Annotated in this window: 18 protein-coding genes; 3 read left to right on the top strand and 15 right to left on the bottom strand. The window is 61.6% G+C overall.

Features of this window, described 5'->3' with window-relative positions; translation table 11 throughout:
• Positions 1 to 9: 9 nt before the first annotated feature.
• From KHU30_RS15355 to wecB, 3 genes are all read right to left on the bottom strand, one after another.
• A complete protein-coding gene (locus KHU30_RS15355; RefSeq protein ID WP_211443496.1) occupies positions 10 to 1,074 on the bottom strand; it encodes a bactofilin family protein in 1,065 nt (354 codons plus the stop codon).
• A 2-nt stretch (positions 1,075 to 1,076) separates the two neighbouring features.
• Positions 1,077 to 2,387 carry a glycosyltransferase family 2 protein gene (locus KHU30_RS15350; protein ID WP_230427413.1) on the bottom strand — a complete coding sequence of 437 codons (1,311 nt, stop codon included), beginning with the start codon at positions 2,385 to 2,387 and terminating at the stop codon, positions 1,077 to 1,079.
• 205 nt (positions 2,388 to 2,592) lie between these two features.
• The gene (gene wecB, locus KHU30_RS15345) at positions 2,593 to 3,783 is read right to left on the bottom strand and encodes a non-hydrolyzing UDP-N-acetylglucosamine 2-epimerase (RefSeq protein ID WP_329956686.1); all 1,191 of its coding nucleotides are present in this window, start codon (positions 3,781 to 3,783) and stop codon (positions 2,593 to 2,595) included.
• Between the two features lie 552 nt (positions 3,784 to 4,335).
• On the opposite strand from wecB, the gene KHU30_RS15340 reads away from it, so the two are divergent.
• Positions 4,336 to 5,268, top strand: a complete 933-nt coding sequence (locus KHU30_RS15340) for a 2-hydroxyacid dehydrogenase (protein WP_211443494.1) — start codon at positions 4,336 to 4,338, stop codon at positions 5,266 to 5,268.
• A 54-nt stretch (positions 5,269 to 5,322) separates the two neighbouring features.
• Here the strand turns inward: KHU30_RS15340 and KHU30_RS15335 are convergent, their stop codons facing one another.
• The 5 genes from KHU30_RS15335 to KHU30_RS15315 all read right to left on the bottom strand — a co-directional run bounded on the left by KHU30_RS15335 (position 5,323) and on the right by KHU30_RS15315 (position 13,856).
• On the bottom strand, positions 5,323 to 6,477 hold the full coding sequence (locus tag KHU30_RS15335) for an ABC transporter substrate-binding protein (protein ID WP_211443493.1): 1,155 nt from the start codon (positions 6,475 to 6,477) through the stop codon (positions 5,323 to 5,325).
• A gap of 293 nt (positions 6,478 to 6,770) precedes the next feature.
• The gene (locus KHU30_RS15330; protein ID WP_211443492.1) at positions 6,771 to 8,852 is read right to left on the bottom strand and encodes a M13 family metallopeptidase; all 2,082 of its coding nucleotides are present in this window, start codon (positions 8,850 to 8,852) and stop codon (positions 6,771 to 6,773) included.
• A gap of 97 nt (positions 8,853 to 8,949) precedes the next feature.
• Positions 8,950 to 11,640, bottom strand: coding sequence for a M1 family metallopeptidase (locus tag KHU30_RS15325; RefSeq protein WP_230427399.1), 2,691 nt, complete (start codon positions 11,638 to 11,640; stop codon positions 8,950 to 8,952).
• Between the two features lie 177 nt (positions 11,641 to 11,817).
• The gene (locus KHU30_RS15320) at positions 11,818 to 13,158 is read right to left on the bottom strand and encodes an ATP-binding protein (RefSeq protein ID WP_211443490.1); all 1,341 of its coding nucleotides are present in this window, start codon (positions 13,156 to 13,158) and stop codon (positions 11,818 to 11,820) included.
• On the bottom strand, positions 13,158 to 13,856 hold the full coding sequence (locus KHU30_RS15315; protein WP_211443489.1) for a response regulator: 699 nt from the start codon (positions 13,854 to 13,856) through the stop codon (positions 13,158 to 13,160). Before KHU30_RS15315 ends, KHU30_RS15320 begins: the two co-directional genes overlap by 1 nt.
• A 216-nt stretch (positions 13,857 to 14,072) precedes the next feature.
• Here KHU30_RS15315 and KHU30_RS15310 point away from each other — a divergent pair, with 216 nt between their 5' ends.
• Both KHU30_RS15310 and KHU30_RS15305 read left to right on the top strand, forming a co-directional pair.
• Positions 14,073 to 14,888 (top strand): MipA/OmpV family protein, encoded by an 816-nt coding sequence (locus KHU30_RS15310; RefSeq protein ID WP_211443488.1) that lies wholly within the window; start codon positions 14,073 to 14,075, stop codon positions 14,886 to 14,888.
• A 42-nt stretch (positions 14,889 to 14,930) separates the two neighbouring features.
• The gene (locus tag KHU30_RS15305) at positions 14,931 to 16,145 is read left to right on the top strand and encodes an SDR family oxidoreductase (RefSeq protein ID WP_211443487.1); all 1,215 of its coding nucleotides are present in this window, start codon (positions 14,931 to 14,933) and stop codon (positions 16,143 to 16,145) included.
• Between the two features lie 78 nt (positions 16,146 to 16,223).
• On the opposite strand, the gene KHU30_RS15300 is transcribed toward KHU30_RS15305, so the two are convergent.
• The 7 genes from KHU30_RS15300 to KHU30_RS15270 all read right to left on the bottom strand — a co-directional run bounded on the left by KHU30_RS15300 (position 16,224) and on the right by KHU30_RS15270 (position 22,029).
• Positions 16,224 to 16,469 (bottom strand): GlsB/YeaQ/YmgE family stress response membrane protein, encoded by a 246-nt coding sequence (locus KHU30_RS15300; protein WP_061943502.1) that lies wholly within the window; start codon positions 16,467 to 16,469, stop codon positions 16,224 to 16,226.
• 185 nt (positions 16,470 to 16,654) lie between these two features.
• Complete coding sequence (locus KHU30_RS15295) at positions 16,655 to 17,170, bottom strand: DUF3761 domain-containing protein (protein ID WP_211443486.1); 516 nt, start codon at positions 17,168 to 17,170, stop codon at positions 16,655 to 16,657.
• Between the two features lie 301 nt (positions 17,171 to 17,471).
• The gene (locus KHU30_RS15290; protein WP_211443485.1) at positions 17,472 to 18,497 is read right to left on the bottom strand and encodes a TonB-dependent receptor; all 1,026 of its coding nucleotides are present in this window, start codon (positions 18,495 to 18,497) and stop codon (positions 17,472 to 17,474) included.
• Between the two features lie 80 nt (positions 18,498 to 18,577).
• On the bottom strand, positions 18,578 to 18,898 hold the full coding sequence (locus KHU30_RS15285) for a DUF2946 family protein (RefSeq protein WP_211443484.1): 321 nt from the start codon (positions 18,896 to 18,898) through the stop codon (positions 18,578 to 18,580).
• A gap of 163 nt (positions 18,899 to 19,061) precedes the next feature.
• Positions 19,062 to 20,690 carry an alkaline phosphatase D family protein gene (locus tag KHU30_RS15280; RefSeq protein WP_211443483.1) on the bottom strand — a complete coding sequence of 543 codons (1,629 nt, stop codon included), beginning with the start codon at positions 20,688 to 20,690 and terminating at the stop codon, positions 19,062 to 19,064.
• A 148-nt stretch (positions 20,691 to 20,838) separates the two neighbouring features.
• Entirely contained in the window at positions 20,839 to 21,411 is a 573-nt protein-coding gene (locus KHU30_RS15275) for a YceI family protein (protein WP_211443482.1), read from the bottom strand.
• 42 nt (positions 21,412 to 21,453) lie between these two features.
• Positions 21,454 to 22,029, bottom strand: a complete 576-nt coding sequence (locus tag KHU30_RS15270; RefSeq protein WP_211443481.1) for a YceI family protein — start codon at positions 22,027 to 22,029, stop codon at positions 21,454 to 21,456.

Genomic DNA, 22,029 nt, shown 5'->3' with positions numbered 1-22,029 from the left:
CGGCGTCGATCAGCTGGCATGCGATTTCTCCTCCAGCGCGACCGTGGCGCCGTCATGCGTGGTAATGACGCCATGCACCGCGCAGCCGGCGGCGATGCTCAGCTTGCGGCAGATTACGGTGGTTGCCGCCTCGGGCGTGCCGATGCGGCAACCGGGGCCGATCACGATATCGTTCTGGCTGATCACCGGGCCCAGCACGGCGCAGCCGCTGGCCAGCACGATGTCTTGATTGCTGACCAGGCTGCCGGCAATGCAGCTGTGTTCTCCCAGATGCAGGTCGCCATAGGCCTTGATGCTGCCGAACACGGTGGTGCCCGGAAGGATGCGGTAGGCGCCGCGCACCACATAGTCGCCATGCTGGCTGAGAGCGGCCGATTGCTGTGCGCCGTCATCCAGCAGGTAGCGCATGCGCGGCGATGGCGCCTGCGGCGCCGCTGCGGCGGCAGCGCTGGCGTCGCCGAAGTGCATGGCTGGCGCGCCGGCGCGCACAAAGCGGCTGCCGCCGGAAAACCGGATTTCCCTGAGCGCGGTAATGCGGCCGTCGATGGCGGCGTTGCTGCCGACCTGGATGCAGGGCGCATCGATCCAGCGATGCACGACCGTGTCGGCGCCCAGCGTAATGCGGCCCTGCGCCGAGCAGGCGCGCAGGCTGGCGCCTGCGCCCACCAGCAGATCGGCGGCGGCAAACAGGTCGGCCTGGCTATGGCTGCCTGGCTGCAGCCGGGCGTCGTGCAGAAAGATGACGATGCCGTTCTTTTGCTGCAGCACGTTCAGGGTCGCCGGCAGGTAGCCGTTGCCGGCATCGTCGTCCAGACGCTGGTGGACGACGTGCAGCTTGTCGTTGATGCTGACGGTGCGGTCGGTCTGGATGCTTTGCAGTGTCTGCAAATCGATGGTCAGCATGCCGACGACGGTGTGCCGGAAACTGTCGGCGAAATAGCGCAGGTTGTTGATCTCGTTGCGCCTGACCGGCAGCGGCGCCACGTCGCTTGGGCGCAGCCATTCGCGCAGCGCCGGGATGAACGGCAGGCACATGATCAGCAGCACGCTGATCAGCAGCATTGGCGCAGCCATGCTCAGGAAACCTCGACCGGCAAGCCGGGCAGCGCGCTATCGCGCGGCAGAATCAGCTCCTGGGCAGGGGTTGCCGGCGCCATCCTGAATCGTTCGGTCTTATGCCATACCAGTTCACGCTTGCATAGCGCATCCAGTAACTGGGCAATGGCCGCACGGGAAATCGCCGTCAGGCTGACCAGGAAGCCGAAGATGCTGAGCGGCAGCAAGCGTATGCGGTTGCGGTGGCCGTCCAGGTAAGTGGCGGCGGCCATTTCAAAAAAGGCCGCGTTGGTGCCGAAGGCGCCGTAGCCCACGATGCCGCTCAGGGCCAGCCAGCCGAACAGCCATTGGTGCGAGGTCATGAAAAACTGGATGATGGTGATGCCCCAGCCGATCAGCAGCAGGGGCGGCATGACGAATACGCACAGCAGCAGGACGCCGTCGGCTCTTTCGCGTCGGCTGATGCGCGGGTTTTTCAGCAGGCGCATCAGGTTGCGGCTCATGACCTGGTTGTGGCCGCGCGACCATCTGCTGATCTGCCGGATCCTGACCGGCCACGCTTCGGGCACTTCTTCGTAGCATTCCGAGCGGTTCTGGTAGACCGTTTTCCAGCCATGCTGCAACAGGCGGAAGGTGACGTCGGTGTCTTCCGCCAGCATATCGCTGTTCCAGCCGCCGATTTCCTCCAGCGCGCAGCGCCTGACGCCGCCGACGGTGCCGCCGTACTGCGGCACCAGCCCCAGGTTCATGCGCGCCGCCTGGTCGACCTGGTAACCGCCGGCCCGCTCCAGGTCGAGCAAGCGCGTGAGCAGGTTGGCGCCGGCATTGATCGGTACTACGCGGCCCATGATGGCGCCCACTTCCGGATCGAAAAACGGTGCCACCAGTTGCTTGATCAGGCCGCGCGCGGGAAGATAGTCGGCGTCGAAGACGATGACGATTTCGGCCTGGATCCTCTCGGTGGCGTCGCGCAATGCAGCGGCCTTGCCGGGCCGTCCGCTGTCGCGGTGGAACAAGGTGAAGCGGCCGGGATGGGCGGCGGCGATGCGGTCGATGATGGCGCGGGTGCCGTCGCTGGAGCGGTCGTTGACCGGCATGATGACCAGCTTGTCGCGCGGATAGTCGACTTCGAGCAGGGCGTTCAATGCATCCGCGATCACCCGTTCTTCATTGTGGGCGGCGACGCACACCACGACTGTGGGCCACAACGCCTGCTCGATATCCAGGTAGGGCTGGCGCTGCCGTCCGAACAGGCGGTCGAGCGTGAACAGATAATGGCGGACCGTGTAGATCACCAGCAAGCATATTATCCCCGCCAGGATAGCCGTCATCAGATCCAGTTCTGCTGTGCGGGCGCTGAATGCTAAAGACGATGCCTGCGCCTTGCCGGCGGCCGCCATCAGGCTGGAAATGAGAAAGAAAACAGGCCGGCGCGCCATGGTCGCGGCCAGCCGCCGGCATGCCGTTGCCTTGCCTGGAATATCGGGCCAGCTGTCCATATTTCCCCCTGATTCCGCCGCAACACAAGCCGCGTGCCTATATTGTTTGAAAGCTCTTCGCGACCAGATGTATTTTTCCCAGTGGTTCAAATTTTTCCACGCCGAACTCATCGATCTCCCTGCCGCACAGCACAGCCGCGATCCGCTCTGCCGCATGGCCGTCGCCATAGGGATTGACGCGTTGCGTCGCCAGTTGCCAGGTGGCGTCGTCTTCGTAAAGCTGGGTCACTGCGGCGACGATGCGCGCCGCGTCGGTGCCGACCAGCTGCACGGTGCCGGCGGCCACCGCTTCCGGCCGTTCCGTGACATTGCGCATCACCAGCACCGGCTTGCCGAGCGACGGCGCCTCTTCCTGTACGCCGCCGGAGTCGGTCAGGATCACGTGCGCATGTTGCATCAGCCGCACAAACAGCAGATAGTCCAGCGGTTCGATCAGGTGGATATTCGGCAGCTGCGCCAAGGCCGCCTGCACCGGTCCCTGCACGTTCGGATTGAGGTGCACCGGATAGACGATCTGTATATCGGAGCGGCGCGACAATATCGCCAGCGCATCGCAAATTTCGGCGAACCCGGGGCCGAAATTCTCGCGCCGGTGGCCGGTCACCAGCAGCAGCTTTTTATCGGCGCGCAGGTAAGGGAAGTGGGCGTCCAGACGCTCGCGCAACTTGTGGTCAAAGGCGATCGATTCGGTGCTCAGGCGCAGCGCATCGATCACCGTGTTGCCGGTGACGACCACCCGGCCGGCCAGGTGTTCCGCTGCCAGGCTGGCCTTGGCCCCGGCGGTGGGCGCCAGCAGCAGGTCGCTCACCACATCGACGTAGCGGCGGTTCATTTCTTCCGGCCAAGGTTGCGTCAGGTCGCCGGTGCGCAGGCCGGCTTCGACATGGGCGACAGGTATCCGCCGATGGAAGGCGGTGAGGGCGGCGATCATGGCGGTGGTGGTGTCGCCATGCACCAGGATGCGGTCCGGCCGGGTAGCGTCAAGCACTGGGTCGAGCAAGCCGATCAGGCGCGCGCTCAGCCCATTCAGGGTTTGGTCCGGGAGCATGACGTCGAGACTGTGATCGACCTTGATGCTGAACAGGTCCAGCACCTGCTGCAGCATGAGCCGGTGCTGGCCGGTGACGCACACCAGCGACTGGATGCCCGCCTCGCGTGCCAGGACCCGCAGCACCGGAGCCATTTTTACCGCCTCCGGGCGTGTTCCGAAGATAGATAGAACTTTCACTTTATACACTCGGCTGTTCGAGTTAAAAAGCCGGCCTGCCGAGATCAGTCTCGCCAGGGCCATGATGTTCTTGCTGCGCGCCTATCCGGCAGGGCCCCCGAAGCAAAGGGGGAAGTCGGCTGCCCGTGGCGACGGGTTCGGGCAGCGGAAAGCATGACATCGATGCTTAATTGTTCTTATTGTTCTTATGGATATATTTCCTTTAGGGAAATGTATTAACTCTCTTAACTCTCGATGATGTCGTTGAGTAATGTAAATCCTATAATAAAAATTGCGATTTGACTGTTACTTATTGTTAATAATTTAATTCATTTGGGAAATAAGTTGAAGGCTGGCAGGATCAGGTGCCTTGTTCAGTGCGAATCCTGAGCGCATCGCCGCGCCAGGCAATTTCCAGATGTGCGAAAGTAACAATGAAATCATCGGCATCGCTTGTGCACCTGGGAGCCGAGTTGCCGGGCGAGCTCGCTCAAGCACGGCCAGGATTTCACCGCTATCATTACCGGCATTGCGCATTCGGCGCCGAACGTTTCATCCACCTCCTGGCATCCCATGCTTTCCACTCTTCTGATTCTCAATCCTTTGTCCGAACAAAGTCTGCAGCGCATTGCGCAAGAATGGCAGATCGTCTATGCCCCTACGGCCGCGCAACGCAGCGACGCCATCGCCAGCCATGCAGCGCAGATACGGGCGGTGCTGACCATCGGCTCGATCGGCCTGCACGCGCGGGAAATTGCGGCCTTGCCAAAACTGGAACTGATTTGCGCGCTAGGCGCGGGTTTTGAAAACATCGATGTGGCAGCTGCGCGCGAACGCGGCATCACGGTCGCCAACGGCGCCGGCACCAATGACGCCTGCGTTGCCGATCACGCCATGGGCCTGCTGCTGGCGACGGTGCGCGGCATTCCGCAGCTGGGCGTGGCGCTGCACCAGGGCATCTGGCGCGACGCGCTGCCTTTGCCGCCCAGCGTCTCCGGCAAGCGGCTGGGGATCGTCGGGCTCGGCACGATCGGCAAGCAGATCGCGCGCCGCGCCGCCGCTTTCGACATGGCCATCGGCTATCACAACCGCTCGCCGCGCAACGATGTGCCGTTCACTTATTTTGCGACGCTGCATGCCCTGGCCGAATGGGCCGACTTCCTGATGATCGCCACGCCGGGCGGCGCCGGCACCCGCCATATGGTGGGCGCGGCGGTGCTCGATGCATTGGGGCCGCAGGGGTTTGTCGTCAATATCGCGCGCGGCAGCGTGGTCGATACCGCGGCGCTGGCGCAAGCCTTGCGCGAGGGCCGGCTGGGCGGCGCCGGCCTCGATGTATATGAGAGCGAACCGTTGCCGCCGGCAGAATTGCTGGGCTTACCGAATGCGGTGCTGACGCCGCATGTGGCAGGATGGTCGCCAGAGTCGGTGGCCGAAACCGTGCGTCTGTTTTTGGAAAACAGCCAGCGTCATTTCTCAGGACAGCCGGTGTTGACGCCTGTCTGATGAAACAAAAAATCCGGCAATTGCCGGATTTTTTTGCCGCGGCCCGCAGGTGCATCAGTTCATGAACTTCTTGTCTTTGGTGATCATGGTCATGTCGACGAACGTCGAGCCGTTATGATTGCTGCCGCTGAAGTTGACGTCGAAACCGCCGCCGTTGTAGTTCTTCATGTTGATGGATTCCAGCGCCTTGACCAGTTTTGCACGCGTCAAATCCTTGCCGGCGCGCTTCAGGCCCTCGACAAATACCTTGGCCGCGATGAATCCTTCCAGGCTGGAAAAGTTGGATTCCCTGACGCCGGATTTTCCCATCAGCTTGACATATTCAGCGACCACTGGCGCCGATGAACTCCACGGGAATGGCACGACCTGGGAAATCACCACGCCTTCGCCTTCCTTGCCCAGCGTATCGGCCAGCGCCTGGCTGCCGACGAAGGAGACGTTATAGAACTGGCCGTTGTAGCCAGCCTTGCGCATTTCCTTGATGTAAGCGGCGCACGAAGCATAGGCGCTGATCTGGATCACCGCGGCGGGACGTTTCGGCAGGATTTTGCCGACGGCCTTGCTGACGTCGGTGCTGTTGCGCTCCACCGTGGCCGATTCGACCATTTCCAGATTCAATTTCTTCATGGCCCGCTGCACGCCTTCCAGTCCGGCGCGGCCATAGGCGTCGTTCTGGTAGAACACCGCGATGCTCTTGATGCCGACGTTCGCCAGCTTTTCCACCAGATGTTCGGTTTCGTCGAAGTAGCTGGCGCGAACGTTGAAGACCTGGCGGTTGAGCGGCTCACGCAGCGATTGGGCGCCGGTGACCGGCGCGAAAAACGGCACGCCGGCCTCCGTGAAAATCGGCAAGGCGGCATTGCTGGTCGGCGTACCGACATAGCCGAACAAGGCGAATACATCGTCTTGTTCGATCAGGCGCTTGGTGTTGGCGGCGGCCAGGTCGGCTTCGTACCTGTCGTCCGCCTTGACGATTTCGATACGGCGTCCAAACACGCCGCCTTGCTCGTTGACCGAATCGAAGTAGGCCTTGGCGCCGGCATTCATCTGTATCCCCAGCTGCGCGGCCGGGCCGGAAAACGCCGCCGATTGTCCCAGCAGGATTTTCTGGTCGGTGACGCCGGATTCGGCGAAGCTGGCGGAAACGAAGCCGCAGACGCCGATGACGAGCGGCAGTGCAAAGGATAGGAGACGGCGGTGAAGATGCATGATTGCGACTTTCTGATGTTGATCAAGCGATGCAATGGAGCGAGCATAAATCATGCCTTCTCGCATGGCGCCGCTGCGTATTATAGATATATCACTAGAAGAAAACAAAAGAAGAGGTCATGTTGACAGTAGTTAGTGATTGCTGGGTGGAAATGATTTTTCCCTTCGTTGCCGGAATAGGCGCGGCGCATGAAGACGGGCAATGCGACGGTGCGGGCGCCGCCCGTGACTCAAGCGCAAAATAAAAAAGCCACCGGCATGACCGGTGGCTTTTGGCTTGCTGCGTCAGGTCGTTACCACATGATGACGCGTTGCTCAGGCGGCAGATACATCTTGTCGCCCGGCTTGACGTCAAAGGCGCTGTAGAAGCCAGGCTGGTTGCCCAGCGTGCCGTTGCCGCGGAAGCGCGGCGGCGAGTGCGGATCGGTTTTCACGTACACGATCGCTTGCGCATCGCGCACCTTGCCGCGCCATACCTGGCCCCAGCCCAGGTACAGGCGCTGGTCGCCGGTGAGGCCGTCGATCACCGGCGGGGTCTTGCCGTCCAGCGACAGGTGGTAAGCCTTGTAGGCGATCGCCAGGCCGGAGTTGTCGGCGATGTTCTCGCCCAGGGTCAGTTCACCGTTGACCTTGTAGCCGGGGACCGGGCTGTAGGCATTGTATTGCTGCACCAGGGCCTTGGTCTTGATTGCGAATTTCTCGTGGTCTTCCTTGGTCCACCAGTCGCGCAGGTTGCCGATTTCATCATACTGGCTGCCCTGGTCGTCGAAGCCATGGCTGATTTCATGGCCGATCACGCCGCCGATGCCGCCGTAGTTGACTGCGTCATCCGCGTTGGCATTGAAGAACGGCGGCTGCAGGATGGCTGCCGGGAACACGATTTCGTTGAGTTCCGGGTTGTAGTAGGCGTTCACGGTCTGCGGCGTCATGCCCCATTCTGCGCGGTCGACCGGCTTGCCCAGCTTGTCGATATTGCGCTTGAACTCGAATTCGCTGGCGCGCATCGTGTTGCCGACCAGGTCGTCACGCTTGATGTCCAAGCCCGAATAATCGCGCCACTTGTCGGGATAGCCGATCTTCAGCATCAGGGTCGACAATTTCTTTTGCGCCTGCTTCTTGGTGTCGGGACCCATCCAGTCCAGGCCGTCGATGCTTTGGTTGTAGGCAGCGATCAGGTTGGCCACCAGTTTTTCCATGCGCGCCTTGTTCTCAGGCGGGAAGAACTGCTCGACATAGAGCTGGCCCAGGCCTTCGCCGATGCCGGCTTCCACCACATTGATGCCGCGTTTCCAGCGTGGCTCGTTTTGCGGCACGCCGCGCAGGACAGTGCCCTTGAACGCGAAGTTCTGGTCGACATATTCTTTCGACAGCTGGGATGCGTAGCTGCTCAGCACATGCCATTTGAAATACGCTTTCCAGACCGGCAGCGGGGTGTCCTGCAGGATCTTGTCGAGGCCCTTGATGTAGGTCGGCTGGCTGATCACCAGGTAGCTGACCTTGTCTTTCAGGCCGGCGCCGGCCAGGTAGCCGTCCCACTCGAAATGCGGCGCCAGCGTGTGCAGCTGGTTCAGTTCCACCCGGTTGTAAGCTTTCACCGGATCGCGCAGCTCGACCTTGGTCCATTGTATCTTGGCCAGCGCGGTTTCCAGGGCGACGATGCTGGCGGCGTTTTTCTTCGCGGCCTTGTCGCCGGACTTGGCCAGCATGGTTTCGACATGGGCGCGGTACTTGGCCAGCGTATCTTTCAGCTTGGCGTCGTCGGCTTTCAGGTAGTAGTCGCGGTCAGGCAAGCCGAGGCCGCTCTGGCCGAGGTCGGCGATGACCTTGCTCGAATCCTTGGCGTCCTGGTGGATGCCAAGGTCGTAGGGAGCAGTGACGCCGATGCTGTTCAGATGGGCGATCAGGCCCGGGATCTGTTTCTTGTCCTTCAAGGCGTCGACTCTGGCGAACTCTGCTTCAAGCGGCTTGATGCCGAGTTTTTCGAGCGCCGGCTCATCCATGTAGCTGGCATACAGGTCGGCGATCTTTTGCTTGTTGGAGCCAGCCTTCAGGTCTTTTTCCGCGCTGACGGCATCGACGATGGTGTGCAGCTGGTTCAGCGAGTTTTCGCGCAGCTCATAGAAGGCGCCCCACGACGACTTGTCGGCCGGGATTTCGGTTTTCTTCAGCCACGCGCCGTTGACGTAGCTGTAGAAATCGTCCTGCGGGCGCACCGTCAGGTCGGCGTTCGCCATGTCGATGCCGCTGACCTGCTTGCCCGAGCTTGTCATGGCTGCGGCAGCGACGGTACGGGGTGTTTGGGCAAAACTGGCGGTGGAGCAGGTATAGCCGGCAACCAGTGTCAGCACAGCTGCACAGATGAGAGAGCGTTTCACGAGTAGGTAATCCTTATGAGAAGTCATCGGAAAAAACAGCCTGGTAAGGCATTCTATAAAGCTATTGCAAATCCCTGTTTATTTTCTTGTCCATCCTTTACCGCAATATCGCCGCCGGATCTTGTTTTTCGCGCAAGGCCGTGCATAGCAGGGTCTTTTCACGGGTTTGCGCCAGGCCGCGGTCGGCGCCCGGCAACTGTCCCAGCAACGGCTGGAAGAAGGCGCTCAGGCGGTCGGCCTCGCTTTGCGAACAGCTGTCGCCGGCCACCAGGTCCGGCAAGCGGCCGCCGGACGTTTCGCCGCTGCGTTTGATCAATTGTTCATGGTTGAGTGTAAACCACTTCCACAGCGCTTCGCGGCCTTCGCCGTCTTCCCTGCTGGCGCGCAGCAAGGTGCTCATTTCGCCGACCTTGACCAGCGGGTCCAGCGCCAGGTTGCGTGCGCGCTGGGCGCTGGCCGAGGCGGTGGCGGCGCCCAGGCCGCTCAGGATCGCCATGCGCTGCGCCGGTTCGCTGGTGCTGCCGAGTGCCTTGATCAGGACGTCGACTGCCGGCGTCCCTTGTTCTTGCGCGGCGACCGACAGCACGGCACGCAGCAGGTCAGGATTGGCTGCCGCCAGGTCGAGCTTGCCGTCGGCGTTTTTCTCCAGTGCCTTGTCACCTTGCAGCAGCAGGGCCTGGCGTACTTCAGGCAACTTGACGTCGAGCGCCAGGAACTGGGCCAGCGCTGCGCGCAGCAGCGCATCGTCCTGGCTTTCGCCGGCGCGGCGCTGGTAGCCGAGCTGCTGCAGTCGCGGCAGATACATTGTACGCGCCAGGTCGGTCAGGCGATTGCGCTGGGCGTCGCTGCGGACTTCGTATTTCGCCAGCCACCTGAGGGTGGGAATCAGGGCCGTCGCCACTTCGCGCGTGTTCGATTGCGCCAGGCGCGGCGCGGCCGCCAGCACCGCGGCGGCATCCAGGTCGCCGCGGCCGAAGCCGGCATTGACGGCGTCTGCGTAGGCCAGCTGTTCGGTGTCCGGCAGCTGCGCCAGGTTGCTGGTCAGGCGCGCCAGGTCGTCGCGCGCCATATCGAAACGGTAGTAGCCGGCGGCGTCTGCATTCGGCATGTACCAGCTGCCGGCGGTGGCGCCGGGCAGCTCCATCTTGCCTTGTGCCTGGTCCAGCAGTTCGCATTGCGTCCTGGCGTCGCCGCCGGCAATGCTATAGCGCACGCAGACCGGGATGCCCCACAGCCGCTGGGCGTCGCCGCTGGAGCCGAGCGGCAGGTAGCGCTGCTGTTTCAGATGCAGCACGGCCTTGCCGTTTTCCATGCTGAGCGCGGTGTCGACCAGCGGCACGCCGGCCTGGTCGAGAAAGCTTTGCATGGCCTTGGCAAAGCGCGGGTCCTTGCCGGAAGCCTTGGCCAGCGCGCTCACCAGGTCGTCCGCGGTGGCGCTGGCAAACTGATGCTGCTTGATATAGGCGCGCACGCCCTGGCGGAAAGTGTCCGCGCCGAGGTAGCGTTCGAACATGTTCAGGACCGCGGCGCCTTTCTCGTAGGTGATGCCGTCGAAAGCCGTATCGATATCGCCGTTGCCGGTGATCGGCTGGCGGATCTTGCGCACGCTGACCAGGCTGTCGCTTTGCATGGCGTAGTTGGCGCCGCTGATCAGTCCCAGGTCGGCGCGGTATTCCGGATGCAGCTGCTGGGTGATCTTGGCTTGCATCCAGGTGGCGAACGCTTCGTTCAGCCACAGGTCGTCCCACCATGGCATGGTGACGGTATCGCCGAACCATTGGTGTGCCAGTTCATGGGCGTTGACGTTGAACGAGCTGCGCACATTTTGCGCCGGCGAGTTGGCGTCCAGCAGCATCAGGTAATCGCGGAAGGTGACCAGGCCGGGATTTTCCATGGCGCCGGCGGCAAAGTCGGGCGCTGCCAGCAAATCCACCTTGTCGAAGGGATAGCCGAAGCCGAAATAGTCTTCCAGCGCAGTGATGATGGCCGGGGTCTGCGCCAGCGCCGGCTTGATGCGCTCGCCTTCGCCGTGCGGCGCAATGCCGCGCAGCGGCGTCGCCTGGGCGCGCCATTGGGTCGCCGGAATCTGCGGTCCGCCGACCACGTCCCACGGACCGACCGCGAAGGCCACCAGATAGGTCGGCAGCGGTTTGGTGGCGGCAAAACTGAGCTTGCGCCAGCCCTTGTCGAGCTTCTGTTCCGCCACTTGCCGGGTGTTGGCGACCGCGACCTGGCTTTCCGGCACGGTCAGGCTGAGCGTGAAGGGGGTCTTGAAAGACGGCTCGTCGAAACCGGGGAACGCATAGCGCGCGCTGATCGCTTCCATCTGCGTGATGACATAGGGCGCGCCCTGGCTGCTGACTTTGTATACGCCTTCCAGCTGCTGGTTGAACGGCGCGCTGTACTCCAGCGTCATGCGATAGCGGCCGGCCGGCAGCGTCTGGCCGAACTCCACAGTGGCGACGCCTTCCTTTTTCGCGGCAACCTTGTATTGCGCGGCATGGACATGGTTCGCGCTGTCGGCCAGGCTGACTTTGCCGACGCTCAGGTCCTGGCCGTGCAGCCACAGGTGATCGGCGGCTTGCTTGAGTTCGAGGTCGATGGTGGCGCTGCCGCTGTAGGCAGACTGCTGCGGGTCGACGCGCAAGTCGAGCTGATACGCCAGGGGCTGGGCCCAGCGCGGTAGTTTTCCCAGCGGTGCTGTGTCATTCGGGGTCGCCGCTGCGGCGTTGAATGATGAGATGCTGAGGGCGAGAGCAGCTAGTGTGAAACGACGGGTAGTGCACATCACAGGTCAAATCCTCCCAAATTTTGTCTTGGGATTCTAGCGCGCACCTGTGTGATTCGCCAGGGAAATAGTATGGATATTAAAAGTAAAAAATGCCGCCGCGGCGCGGCCCGGCGGTTTGTGCCCGTTTATCGCATGGATGCTGGGTTTCGGGGCGATTGCCGTGGCTGATCTCTGTCAGTTTGCCTTATCTGGAATAAGTAAAGGTGATAGAGATGGGTGGCTCTGTTCGCTGCGTAACGGGAAGTGCAGTATGAACATCGCGCCGCCCAGTTCCGAACCCGTGACTCGTACTCCGCCGCCAAGGCGCTCCGCAATTTTCTTGACGATCGCCAGTCCTAGTCCGTAGCCGCCGGTGGCGCGGTCGCGGCTGCGGTCGAGCCGGTAGAACGGTTCGAAAATCCGTTCCCGGTCATTTTCCGGAATGCCGACGCCGTCGTCTTCCACAATCAGTTTCCACGAAGCGGCGCCTGGCTCGGCCCGCACCCGGATGGTGCTGCGGGTGTAGCGCAAGGCATTCTGCAGCAGGTTGGAAAAGGCGCGTCCAAGGCTGCGCGGCTCGATCACGATCTCCCGCATGGCGGGCGCGATCTGCCAGACGACAGTGCAGCGGCGCAGGCCGAGTTCTTCATCGGTGACGCCGGCGGCGGAACGCAGGAAATCCTCCAGCATGATTTTTTCCCTGCTTTCCGGCACCGTTGCCTGCTCCAGCATGCTCAGCGTCAGCAGCTCGCCGACCAGGATATCCAGTTCCTCGACGTCCTTGCGCATGGCCTGGATGCGTTTGTGGGTCTTGCTGTCTTCGGTGGTGTCCATCAGGTTGACCAGGCCGAACTCGAGCCGCGCCAGCGGCGTGCGCAGCTCGTGCGAAGCGGCGTTGACCATGTCCCTTTGCGCAGTGATCAGGGCGCCGATGCGGTCGGCCATGTTGTTGAAATAGGAGCACAGCTGCTTGATCGAGGAATTCTCGGACAGCTTGGCGCGTGCGTCGAGCGCACCGTCGCCAAAGCGGGCGGCGGCGATGCGCAGTTTTTCCAGGTCGCGCCAGTGCGGCGTCAGCCATACCAGTATCGCTCCCAGCATGACGCTGAAAATGATCACATAGGCGAGCATCTCCATCCAGTCGGGAATAAGCGGATGGACCTCCACCAGATCGCCGTCATTCAGCGCGATGTAGACATTCGTGCGGTTGATGTCGCCGCCGCCGCTCCATGCCAGGCCGTATTGCGCAAGATCCTGACGGGTGGCCGGCGACAGCGCGCGCTTCTGTTCTTCGGACAGGCGGCGGTAGCGCTGCCCATTGGAACGGTTCATGCTGTCCAGCCTGGCCTGCCGGTTACTTTCATCGAGTGGGCCGAGGTAGTCGCGCAGCAGCATCGCTTCGCTGGCGTATTCGCTATGCATCTGCGTCGTCAGGTGCGTCGAGAACAGATAGGGGAAACCCTTTTGCACGAACACGATCGACAGGAGCAGCAGCACGGCGACGGTCAGGTACAGGCGTATCAGTATCCTTAGCATTATTCGTCCCAGGCGATGGGGCTGAACAGATAGCCGCGCCCCCACACGGTCTTGATCTTGCGCGGTTCGTTGGCGTCGTCGTCGAAGCATTTGCGCAGGCGCGAAATGCTGACGTCCACGGTGCGGTCGAGGCCGTCGAAGCCGATGCCGCGCCAGCGCTTGAGCAGCTCGTCGCGACTCAGGACCTTGCCTGCGGCCTGCACCAGGATCACGAACAGATTGTAGTCGGCGGTCTTGAGATCGATTTCCTCGCCTTTCCAGCACACCTGGCGCGCCGACAGGTCGACCTCCAGCTCGCCGAATTGCAGCAGGGTGCCGCGCGCCGGCTGGTTGCGCAAGTCCATCCAGCGCAGGATGACGCGCAAGCGCGCCAGCAGCAGGCGCGGTTCCACCGGCTTGAGCATATAGTCGTCGGCGCCGATTTCGAGGCCGGCGACCTGGTCGAAAATGTCGGCGCGGGCGGTCAGCATCAGCACCGGCAGCGCCGAGGTCTTGCGGATGGCGCGGCAGATATCCATGCCGTCCATGCCGGGCAGCATCAGGTCCAGCACCACCACATCCGGCTGTTCGCGCGCGATGGCGTCCAGCGCCAGGTCGCCGCGCAGCACCAGCGCCACTTCAAAATCGTAGCGGCACAGGTATTCCGATATCAATTCGGCAAGCCGCGCATCGTCTTCAATCAATAAAACCTTCTTCATGCCATTTTTTCCTTTTTTTCATCATAGCGTCTGGCTCCGGCTGCCGATGACCCGATTACAAACAAACACATAAATGCCACGGATTCACACATATTCGCTACCAATGCTTCACAGACGCGCGGCTCCGGCGTGTCGACAATGTGCCCTGTGAAATGCCTTGCGAATTTGCCGCATGCATCTGCACTGCAAATTTGCGCCACTTAACCCGGAGAAACAATGAAACACCAGACCAAGTCCATCCTCGTTCTCACCCTGTACGGCGTCCTGGCCTCGCGCGCGGCGCTGGCGCAGCAGGCGGCGCCGGCGCCGTCCAAATCATGGCTGCAGGACAGCCAGGTGACGATCGGGCTGGGCGCCGGCGGCATGGCGCGCTATGCCGGCAGCGATGAATACCGCGTGGTGCCGGTGCCGGTGCTGAACATCGTCACGCCGTCGGGCTTTTTCTTCGACACCATGCAAGGCGCCGGCTACCGCTACGACATCAGCGACATGTTTTTCGCCACCGCCGCCATCGGTTACGACGCCGGCCGCAAGGATTCCGACGACGGCCTGCAACCCGGCTCGGCAAAGCTGAAAGGCATGGGCGACATCAAGGGCGCGGTGCTGGCCAATATCGAGGCCGGCATCAAGCTGGGCCGCATCGGCACATTGTCGCTGGCCATCTCGGAACCGGTCAGCAACCGCGAACGCGGCCTCAGCTACCGGGCCCAGATCAGCAGCACCGTGCTGGCGCTGGCCAAGGACAAGGTCAGCGTCAGCGCTGCCGCCATGTTCGGCGATGCCAAGTACAACCAGGCTTTCTTTGGCGTCAACGCCATCCAGAGCCGCAATTCCGGCTATGCCCGATACACCGCGGAATCCGGCCTGAACGCGGTGAATGCGTCGTTGGTATGGACTCATAGTTTTAACCGGACCTGGTCGGTGTCCACCATGCTCGGCGCCACGCATTATATGCAAAAAGCCGCAGATAGCCCGCTGGTGCTGGCCAAGACCAACTACAGCGGATTTGCGACCGTCAATTATTCATTTTGACCGTATTGACCGAATTGACCCAATCGAGACTGGTGCGCCAACATGCTATTTAATCTGTTTCCAAGATCGGAGTGGTTGCGCCACAAGCAGCAGGCGGCGCCGCCGAGCTTGCCGGCTGCGCCGCCGCGGATTTTCCTTACCGGCGTCACCGGTTTTGTCGGCGGCGCGATTGCGGCCGAACTGGCCGGCAGCGAAAGCTTCAAGGAAATGCTGTTTCTGGTTCGTGCGGAATGCGCTGCCGAAGGAGTACGCCGGGTGCGCGAGTCGATCGCTCGCTTCACGCCAGCCGAAATGCCGCTGCACATCTCTGAAAGCCAGATCATCCTGGCTGACTTGAAAGATGCGCAGGCGTTTGCCGATCCGCGGCTGGACCGGGTCAGCCATGTCATCCATGGCGCCGCGGTGACTTCCTTTGCCGACCGGCCGGATATCTGGGAAATCAATGTCGACGCCACCATGCGCCTGGCCGAGCGCTGTTCGCGGCTGCCAGGCTTGCGGCGCTTCATGTATGTCGGCACGGCCATGGCATGCGGCGTGGCGCGCGGGCCGGTCGTCACTGAAAGCCTGCGCCTGCCGGTCGAGCGCGCACATCTGGTGCCGTACACCGCCTCCAAGGCGCAAGCCGAGAATCAGTTGCGCGAGCGCTTTCCGCAGCTGCCGCTGGTGACGCTGCGGCCGTCGATCATCGTCGGTCATTCCTCGCTCGGTTGCAAGCCGTCGGCCAGCATTTTCTGGATACTGAAAGTGGTCTCGCAGCTGAACCGATTTGTGTGCCCGCCGACGGCCTGCCTGGATATCGTGCCGGTCGATTATTGCGCGCGGACGATAGTTGCCCTGACCCTGAAGGAAACGCTGGGCTTCTCCGTTTATCACATCTCGGCGGGACGCAGCGGCAGCGTCATGGTGGAACAGCTGCTGCAAGCCTTCCATGGCTTGAATGCGGTTGCGCGGAGGCAGCCTTACGAAAGGGTGCCGGAAGCCGCATTGCGGCAGATGGCGCTGGCGTATGGCGTGCGCCACGCTGTGCAAGGCAGCGCCACGAGGACGGGACGCAACGAGCCTATCAATACCCGCATGCTGCACAAGGCATTGATGCTGTACGGCCGCTTCTCCAGGCTCAATTATGTGTTCGATGAGCGTCGGCTTCTCAGCGAGGGACTGGCGCCGGCGCCTTGCTTCCTCGACTATATCGGCCAGTGCGAACGCAGCGCGGCGAAAATGTCGCTGAAGGCGCAAATGGCGCATGACTTCAAATAAAGGAGGATTTCCGCCTCCGGAAAAGAAAAAACCCGCACTTGGCGGGTTTTTTGATCCATCTTCTGCTTCCGCTGAAATTCAGGCGCGCTTGATAAGCCGCAGGATGAACAGCAAGATCACTGCACCTACGGTGGCAGTCACGATCGAGGCGATCCAGCCGCCGCCAACCTGAATGCCAAGTACGCCTGCCAGCCAGCCGCCGATGAAGGCGCCGACGATACCGACGATGATATCAACCAGCACGCCGAAGCCGCCGCCCTTGACCAAAACACCAGCCAGCCATCCTGCAATCGCGCCAACTATCAACCAAGCGATGATGCCCATGAGATTTCCTTTCAAAGTTGACCATGTTTAGACTACCCAGCAAGAGTAGCGTAAACATCATCAAAAAAAATCGTCCAATTGTAAAAGATAGATAAACCCGAAAGATTGCGGCTGCGGCGCTGCAAGAAAAACGGCCGCACATGCAAACAGGGCCAGGCTGGTGCCTGGCCCTGCAGCGTCAGCTGTTAGCTGCAAGCCTTGCCGTGATCGGCGTGGTTGCCTGCTGCCTTGGCGGCTGCTTCTGTCATGTAGGAACCAGCCTTGGTTTTGCCATAGTACTTGGTGCCTGCGCAGTGATACACCTTGCTCGAGCTGTTGACCCAGACGTCGCCTGGATTAGCGCCGGCCGCAGGAGCGGTTGCCGCTGCAGCTGGTTTTGCCGGAGCCATTGCTGCAGGCGCGGCAGCCGCTGGCTTGGCCATGGCGGCTGGCGCTGCAGCTGGGGCTGCTGCAGGTGCTGCTGCTGGAGCAGCGGCAGGTGCGGCCGCAGCGGCTGCCGGTGCAGCAGCGGCAGTTGTGTACCATTCTTTTACGCCTTTATGGCCGGCGCAAGCGCCTTTCTTGGTAGCGTTGGAGGAATAGCTGCCGTCCTTGCACAGGCCGGTGCTGCCGGCCGGCGCTGCTGCCGGCGCCTGGGCGAAGCTGGCGGCGGAAGTCAGTAAAGCTGCTGCAACTGCTGCTGAAATAAACAATGCTTTCATTTTTTTCTCCATGGAGTAAATAGTGCTCATGTGTTGCTGATCTCAACACCTTGGGTGTCAATCTGTCTACTTGCAGCACGACCATGCAACTTGCTGTGCGCCGCACCTGGCAATATGACCGAGGTAGGTAATCAACGCGGTCATATTGGATATGGCTGACATAAACTTCGATACAAATGAAAACAATTGTGAGATTTCTATGCTCGCAGGCGGATCAGTGTTGCGCTCCAGGCATCTTAATTGCCAAAGAAGTACTGAACCGTGGGATGGCGGCCGGCAGCGGACTGCCGGCCGCATTTTGCTAGAACGCGTAGCGGACGCCCACCGTTGCGGTATAGCGCGGAGCAAGCTGTACGCCGTTGACCTTCTGGTAGACCGGCAGCTGCACAAAGCCGTATAGCGAGACTTGTTGCGAGACTGGCACGGTCACGCCGGGGCTCAGATAGACCAGGGTGCCGCCGGTGCTGACGGTGTCGGCATTGGCGCCGACGTCATGCAGCACGCGCCGTACGTTGAGCTGGATTTGCGGCGTGAAGCTGCTGTTGCCCATATAGCGCAGGCCCAGGTTCAGGTTGGCGCCGTCGCCGGGGCGGTACTGGTCGCTGGAATTGAGCGCCTTTTGTACGATGCCCTGGGCGAAATAGTCCCAGTTCTGGCTGAGCGTATCCATATAGTAGACGCCGAGGATGGCGTCGGTGGTGCCTGTGCCGGGCTGCAGGCCGCGGTCGATAGATACTGGTCCCGGCGCCGTCGGATCGCTGGACATGGCGGTATCGGTATGGCTGCCGGTGGGCAGTTTCAAGCCGAACAGGATGCCGAAGTTATGCTCCGGCGAAAAACCCTGGTAGCGGCCGATGACCTTGAGGTCGCCGATGCTGGAGGTGCGAGAGTCGTACTGGCCGCCGCCGGGACCGGGCGTGACGCCGTCCGAGGCGGTGCCCAGGGTGCTATGGCTGCGCATGATGTAAGGCAGTTGCAGATTGATGCCCCAGTCCGGGTTGAAACTGTAGTCGAGACCCAGCGTCAGATAGTTGTTGCGGGTGTATTTTTCGACTTCCTGCGGATTGCCGTTATTGGAAATCTGGCTGGCGGCGCTGGGCGAGATCTTGCCGGTGCCGCTGCGCAGCTGGTTCTGGTTGAGGTAATCGTAGCGCAGGTCCATTTTCAGCCCGGACGAGCTGCCGATGCCGAGGTTATCCCAATCGGAACTGAGGGTGCAGCCGCAGCTGGCGCAGGCCGACGCTGTCTGCGGCAAGAGGGCAGTCAAGGATATGGCCGCGAGCGGCAGCAAGGCAAGGCCGGCGCGGCGAGAGAATGGCGTAGCCATGGTAAAGGGCTTTCTTGTTCAGATTGTAAGGCGTAAAGGCACACTTTCATTGAATGAAGGTGCGCCGCTGGCTAGGCAAATCAAGACAAGGCAGGTGGCCCGCGCGATTGCGGATGCAGCCGGACGATGCTGGCATGCAGGGGAAATGGGGCTTGCGGAAGAGTGATGCCTTCGCTGGCCGGCAGCTGCCATTGGCTGATGCCCGGCGGCAGGCCGATATCGGCGGCATGCAGGAAACACAGCAGGCAATGGCCCTGGTGATCCTCGTCCGGCGTATCGTGATTGCCGGATGCGGGCGCCTGCAGATTGCCGGCGCTGCTGCACAGTTCGCCCAGCCCGAGCGGCTGGCCATGGGCGGCCGGCAGCAACTGCACCACGCTGGGCAGCAGGGCTGCAAACATGGCCAGGCAGACGGCAAGCTGGCGCAATCGGCGGGGCAGGCGGAACATAGAGCGGCACGGGTAAGCTGTTCGCCGAAATGGCAAACTTAGCCGTATGGTAACGCCTCGCCAGGAGCGCAGCAAGTCGGGTAAACCCTATGGATGCATGGATGGCCCGCCGATGCTAGGCTTCCGGATGCAGGTCGACCTTGAACAAATCCTTGCCGTCGACATTGTGCAGCGACACCGTCATGACCTTGCTCCTGGCGTCGACCTTCCCCACACCGAAAAATTGCAGCAGCTCGCTGGGCGGGCGGTTCTGCTTCATGTCGCCGGGGATGCTGACGTAGCGCACATCCGGGCCGAAGGTGCGGTCGATTTCTCCCGGACCGAAAGTGCCGGCATGCAAGGGGCCGCCGACGAATTCCCAGAACGGCTTGAAGTCGGTGAACTGGGCTTTGTCAGGAGAGTAATAGGTGGCCGAGGCGTAATGGACGTCTGCAGTGACCCACACGACGTTCTTGATATCGTGCTGCTTGATGAATTTCAGCAGGCTGGCTACTTCCAGCTCGCGACCGCGGGGTTTGCCGTTGTCGCCGTTGGCCCATGCTTCAAAGGTCCCTTGCGGCACGTCCGGGTTGAGGTCGGGCACCACGATCGAGATCGGCATGTCGCTGGCGATGATTTTCCAGGTCGAGCGCGAGCGCAGCAGCGCCTGCTTGATCCAGCGGAGCTGGGCCGCGCCGAGAAAGGCCGCATCCTGCGTCAGCGCGCTCTGGCGATTGGGCGAGTTGGGGCCGCGATAGCTGCGTTCGTCGAGCATGAAGACTTCCAGCAGCGGGCCGTAGTTGAACATGCGGTAAACCCGTTCCGGATCGCTGGGATCGATGCGGAAGGGATTGTATTCGAACATCGCGCGCTTGGCGTTGGCCGCCAGCGTCGAGAGGTCGCGCTGCTGGTAGCGCTTTTCGGCGGCGCCGATGGTCTGGCCCGGATACCAGTTGTTGCGCACTTCGTGGTCGTCCCATTGCACCAGGAACGGCACCTCCGCGGCGAAGCGGCGCTTATTGACGTCCAGCAGGTTGTAGGCGAAGTTGCCGCGATAGTCGTCCAGCGTTTCCGCCACCTTGGACTTGGCCGGCGTCACCAGGTTTTGCCACAGCGTGCCGTCGTCGAGCCTGACTTCCTTTTCGATGACGCCGTCGGCGTAGATCTGGTCGCCCGAGTGGATAAAGAAATCCGGCTTGAAACGGCGCATGGTTTCATAGATCCGGTAGCCGCCCCAGGCTTCGTTGATGCCCCAGCCTTGGCCGGCCTCATCGCCGGAAAAAGCGAAAGTGATGTCGCGCTCGGCGCCGCCGGGAATCAGCAGGCTGCCGCTTTGCGGCGCGCTGTAGATGGCAGGATTCTGGATATCCTGGAAACGCACGCGGTAGAAAATGGTTTGTCCGCCGGGCAGGCCGCTGAGATCGACCCGCGCCGAGAAGTCGCTGCTGGAGAGGGCTATCGGCCCGTTGATCGTCTGCGCGTTCTGGAAGTTTTCGTTGGCGGCATATTCCACCACCATGCGCGAAGGCCGGTCGGCGCGGCTCCAGATAATCGCCTTGTCGCGGCTGATGTCGCCGCTCATCACGCCGCTCGGCATTTGCGGCCGCAGCTTGTCGGCGGTGACCAGGGCCGGCGCCGCGCCTGGTCCTGCGCTTTGCGCGATGACGCTATGCAGCGGCGCTCCGCTCAGCAGGACGCCGGCGCCGGCGCCGACTTTACGTAAAAAAGTACGGCGTTTGCATGGTGTAGCGTCGTCGGAGGACATGGCGGGCTCGGCAAGATGGGGCGGAGCGAAGATCTTAGCGTGCTTGTGTTACAGGCAGATGAACTGCAGTTGCTGTTGCGGAGATAAAACGGAGGCAAAAAAAAGCCGGCCAGCGCGCTGCTGTCCGGCTTGTTCGGCAACGCTGGAATTAATTGTTCTTGACGGCTTCGACCTGGATGGCCAGTTTCACTTCCGGCGCGAATTTCGGCACGCCATAGCTGATGCCGAAGTCGCTGCGGTTGAATTCCGCAGTGGCGTCGGCGCCGCACACTTCGCGTTTCAGCATCGGATGCATGATGCACTTGAACGAATTGATGGTCAGCTTGACCGGCTTGGTGACGCCATGCAGGGTCAGCTCGCCGTCGATGGCCACCGGCTTGTCGCCGTCGAACTGGATCGAAGTGCTTTTGTAGGTCACGTCAGGAAATTTCTTGACGTCGAACATGTCCGGGCCGGACGCATGCTCGTTCATCTTGGCGTGGCCGAAGTCGATGGTGCTCGGGTCGATATGGATATCGATCGAACCGGTCTTGGCTGCGCGGTCCAGGGTGACGCTGCCGCTGGTTTTTTCAAACTTGCCGCGCCAGAACGAGATGCCCATGTGGTCCGCGGTGAAGCTCGGATAGGTGTGGTTGGGATCGATGGTGTATGTGTCCGCGGTGGCAAATGCGCTGGCGGCGCTGGCGGCGAGCAGGGAGGCGATGATGAGCTTGAGTTTCATTGCGAGTGATCCTTTCAGTGGGATGATGTTTTAGCAGACTGGTTAATTCGCTACAAGATGGAACTTGATGGTGATTTCGTCCGCCACCATGCTGGTGTCTTTCCATTCGCCCTCACCGATATTGTAGGTGAGCCGCTTGATCGGCAGGGAGCCGTCGAACACCTGGGCGCCGCCTTCTTTCTTGACGCTCAAGGGGAAGCTGACATCGGTGGTCTTGCCCTTGATGGTCAGCTTGCCGCTGACGTCGTACTTGCTGCCTGCCGGCGCGCCGGCGCTGGCCTTGATCGAACTGGCGACAAAGCTGGCTTTGGCGAATTGCGCCGCATTGAACCATTCTTTTTTCAGCACTTCCTTGTTGTATTCAGGATCGCCCAGGTCGAGGCTGGCGATGTCGATGTCGACGCTGGCCTTTGTGGAAGCAGGCTGGGCGCTGTCGAAATCGATGGCCGAAGTGAATTTCTTGAACTTGGCTTCGACCGGCACGTTCATCTGCTTGAACACGATGGTCACGTTGCTTTTCGCCAGGTCGGCTTTCAGCGGCGCGGCCATGGACGAGCAGCTGGCGCCGAGGGCCAGCAGGCCGGCGGCGGTTGTAAGGGTGAGCTTTTGCAAGGTCAT

Source organism: Collimonas humicola (assembly GCF_018304945.1).
Lineage (GTDB): Bacteria > Pseudomonadota > Gammaproteobacteria > Burkholderiales > Burkholderiaceae_D > Collimonas > Collimonas humicola.
This window is presented reverse-complemented; position numbering and strand designations above follow the sequence as displayed.

What these genes read in the sequence shown, in the direction of transcription:
- KHU30_RS15355 (WP_211443496.1), bottom strand. Translation starts at nt 1,074, where the DNA reads ATGGCTGCGCCAATGCTGCTGATCAGCGTGCTGCTGATCATGTGCCTG.
- KHU30_RS15350 (WP_230427413.1), bottom strand. Translation starts at nt 2,387, where the DNA reads ATGACGGCTATCCTGGCGGGGATAATATGCTTGCTGGTGATCTACACG.
- KHU30_RS15340 (WP_211443494.1), top strand. Translation starts at nt 4,336, where the DNA reads ATGCTTTCCACTCTTCTGATTCTCAATCCTTTGTCCGAACAAAGTCTG.
- KHU30_RS15335 (WP_211443493.1), bottom strand. Translation starts at nt 6,477, where the DNA reads ATGCATCTTCACCGCCGTCTCCTATCCTTTGCACTGCCGCTCGTCATC.
- KHU30_RS15325 (WP_230427399.1), bottom strand. Translation starts at nt 11,640, where the DNA reads ATGTGCACTACCCGTCGTTTCACACTAGCTGCTCTCGCCCTCAGCATC.
- KHU30_RS15320 (WP_211443490.1), bottom strand. Translation starts at nt 13,158, where the DNA reads ATGCTAAGGATACTGATACGCCTGTACCTGACCGTCGCCGTGCTGCTG.
- KHU30_RS15315 (WP_211443489.1), bottom strand. Translation starts at nt 13,856, where the DNA reads ATGAAGAAGGTTTTATTGATTGAAGACGATGCGCGGCTTGCCGAATTG.
- KHU30_RS15310 (WP_211443488.1), top strand. Translation starts at nt 14,073, where the DNA reads ATGAAACACCAGACCAAGTCCATCCTCGTTCTCACCCTGTACGGCGTC.
- KHU30_RS15305 (WP_211443487.1), top strand. Translation starts at nt 14,931, where the DNA reads ATGCTATTTAATCTGTTTCCAAGATCGGAGTGGTTGCGCCACAAGCAG.
- KHU30_RS15300 (WP_061943502.1), bottom strand. Translation starts at nt 16,469, where the DNA reads ATGGGCATCATCGCTTGGTTGATAGTTGGCGCGATTGCAGGATGGCTG.
- KHU30_RS15295 (WP_211443486.1), bottom strand. Translation starts at nt 17,170, where the DNA reads ATGAAAGCATTGTTTATTTCAGCAGCAGTTGCAGCAGCTTTACTGACT.
- KHU30_RS15290 (WP_211443485.1), bottom strand. Translation starts at nt 18,497, where the DNA reads ATGGCTACGCCATTCTCTCGCCGCGCCGGCCTTGCCTTGCTGCCGCTC.
- KHU30_RS15285 (WP_211443484.1), bottom strand. Translation starts at nt 18,898, where the DNA reads ATGTTTGCAGCCCTGCTGCCCAGCGTGGTGCAGTTGCTGCCGGCCGCC.
- KHU30_RS15280 (WP_211443483.1), bottom strand. Translation starts at nt 20,690, where the DNA reads ATGTCCTCCGACGACGCTACACCATGCAAACGCCGTACTTTTTTACGT.
- KHU30_RS15275 (WP_211443482.1), bottom strand. Translation starts at nt 21,411, where the DNA reads ATGAAACTCAAGCTCATCATCGCCTCCCTGCTCGCCGCCAGCGCCGCC.
- KHU30_RS15270 (WP_211443481.1), bottom strand. Translation starts at nt 22,029, where the DNA reads ATGACCTTGCAAAAGCTCACCCTTACAACCGCCGCCGGCCTGCTGGCC.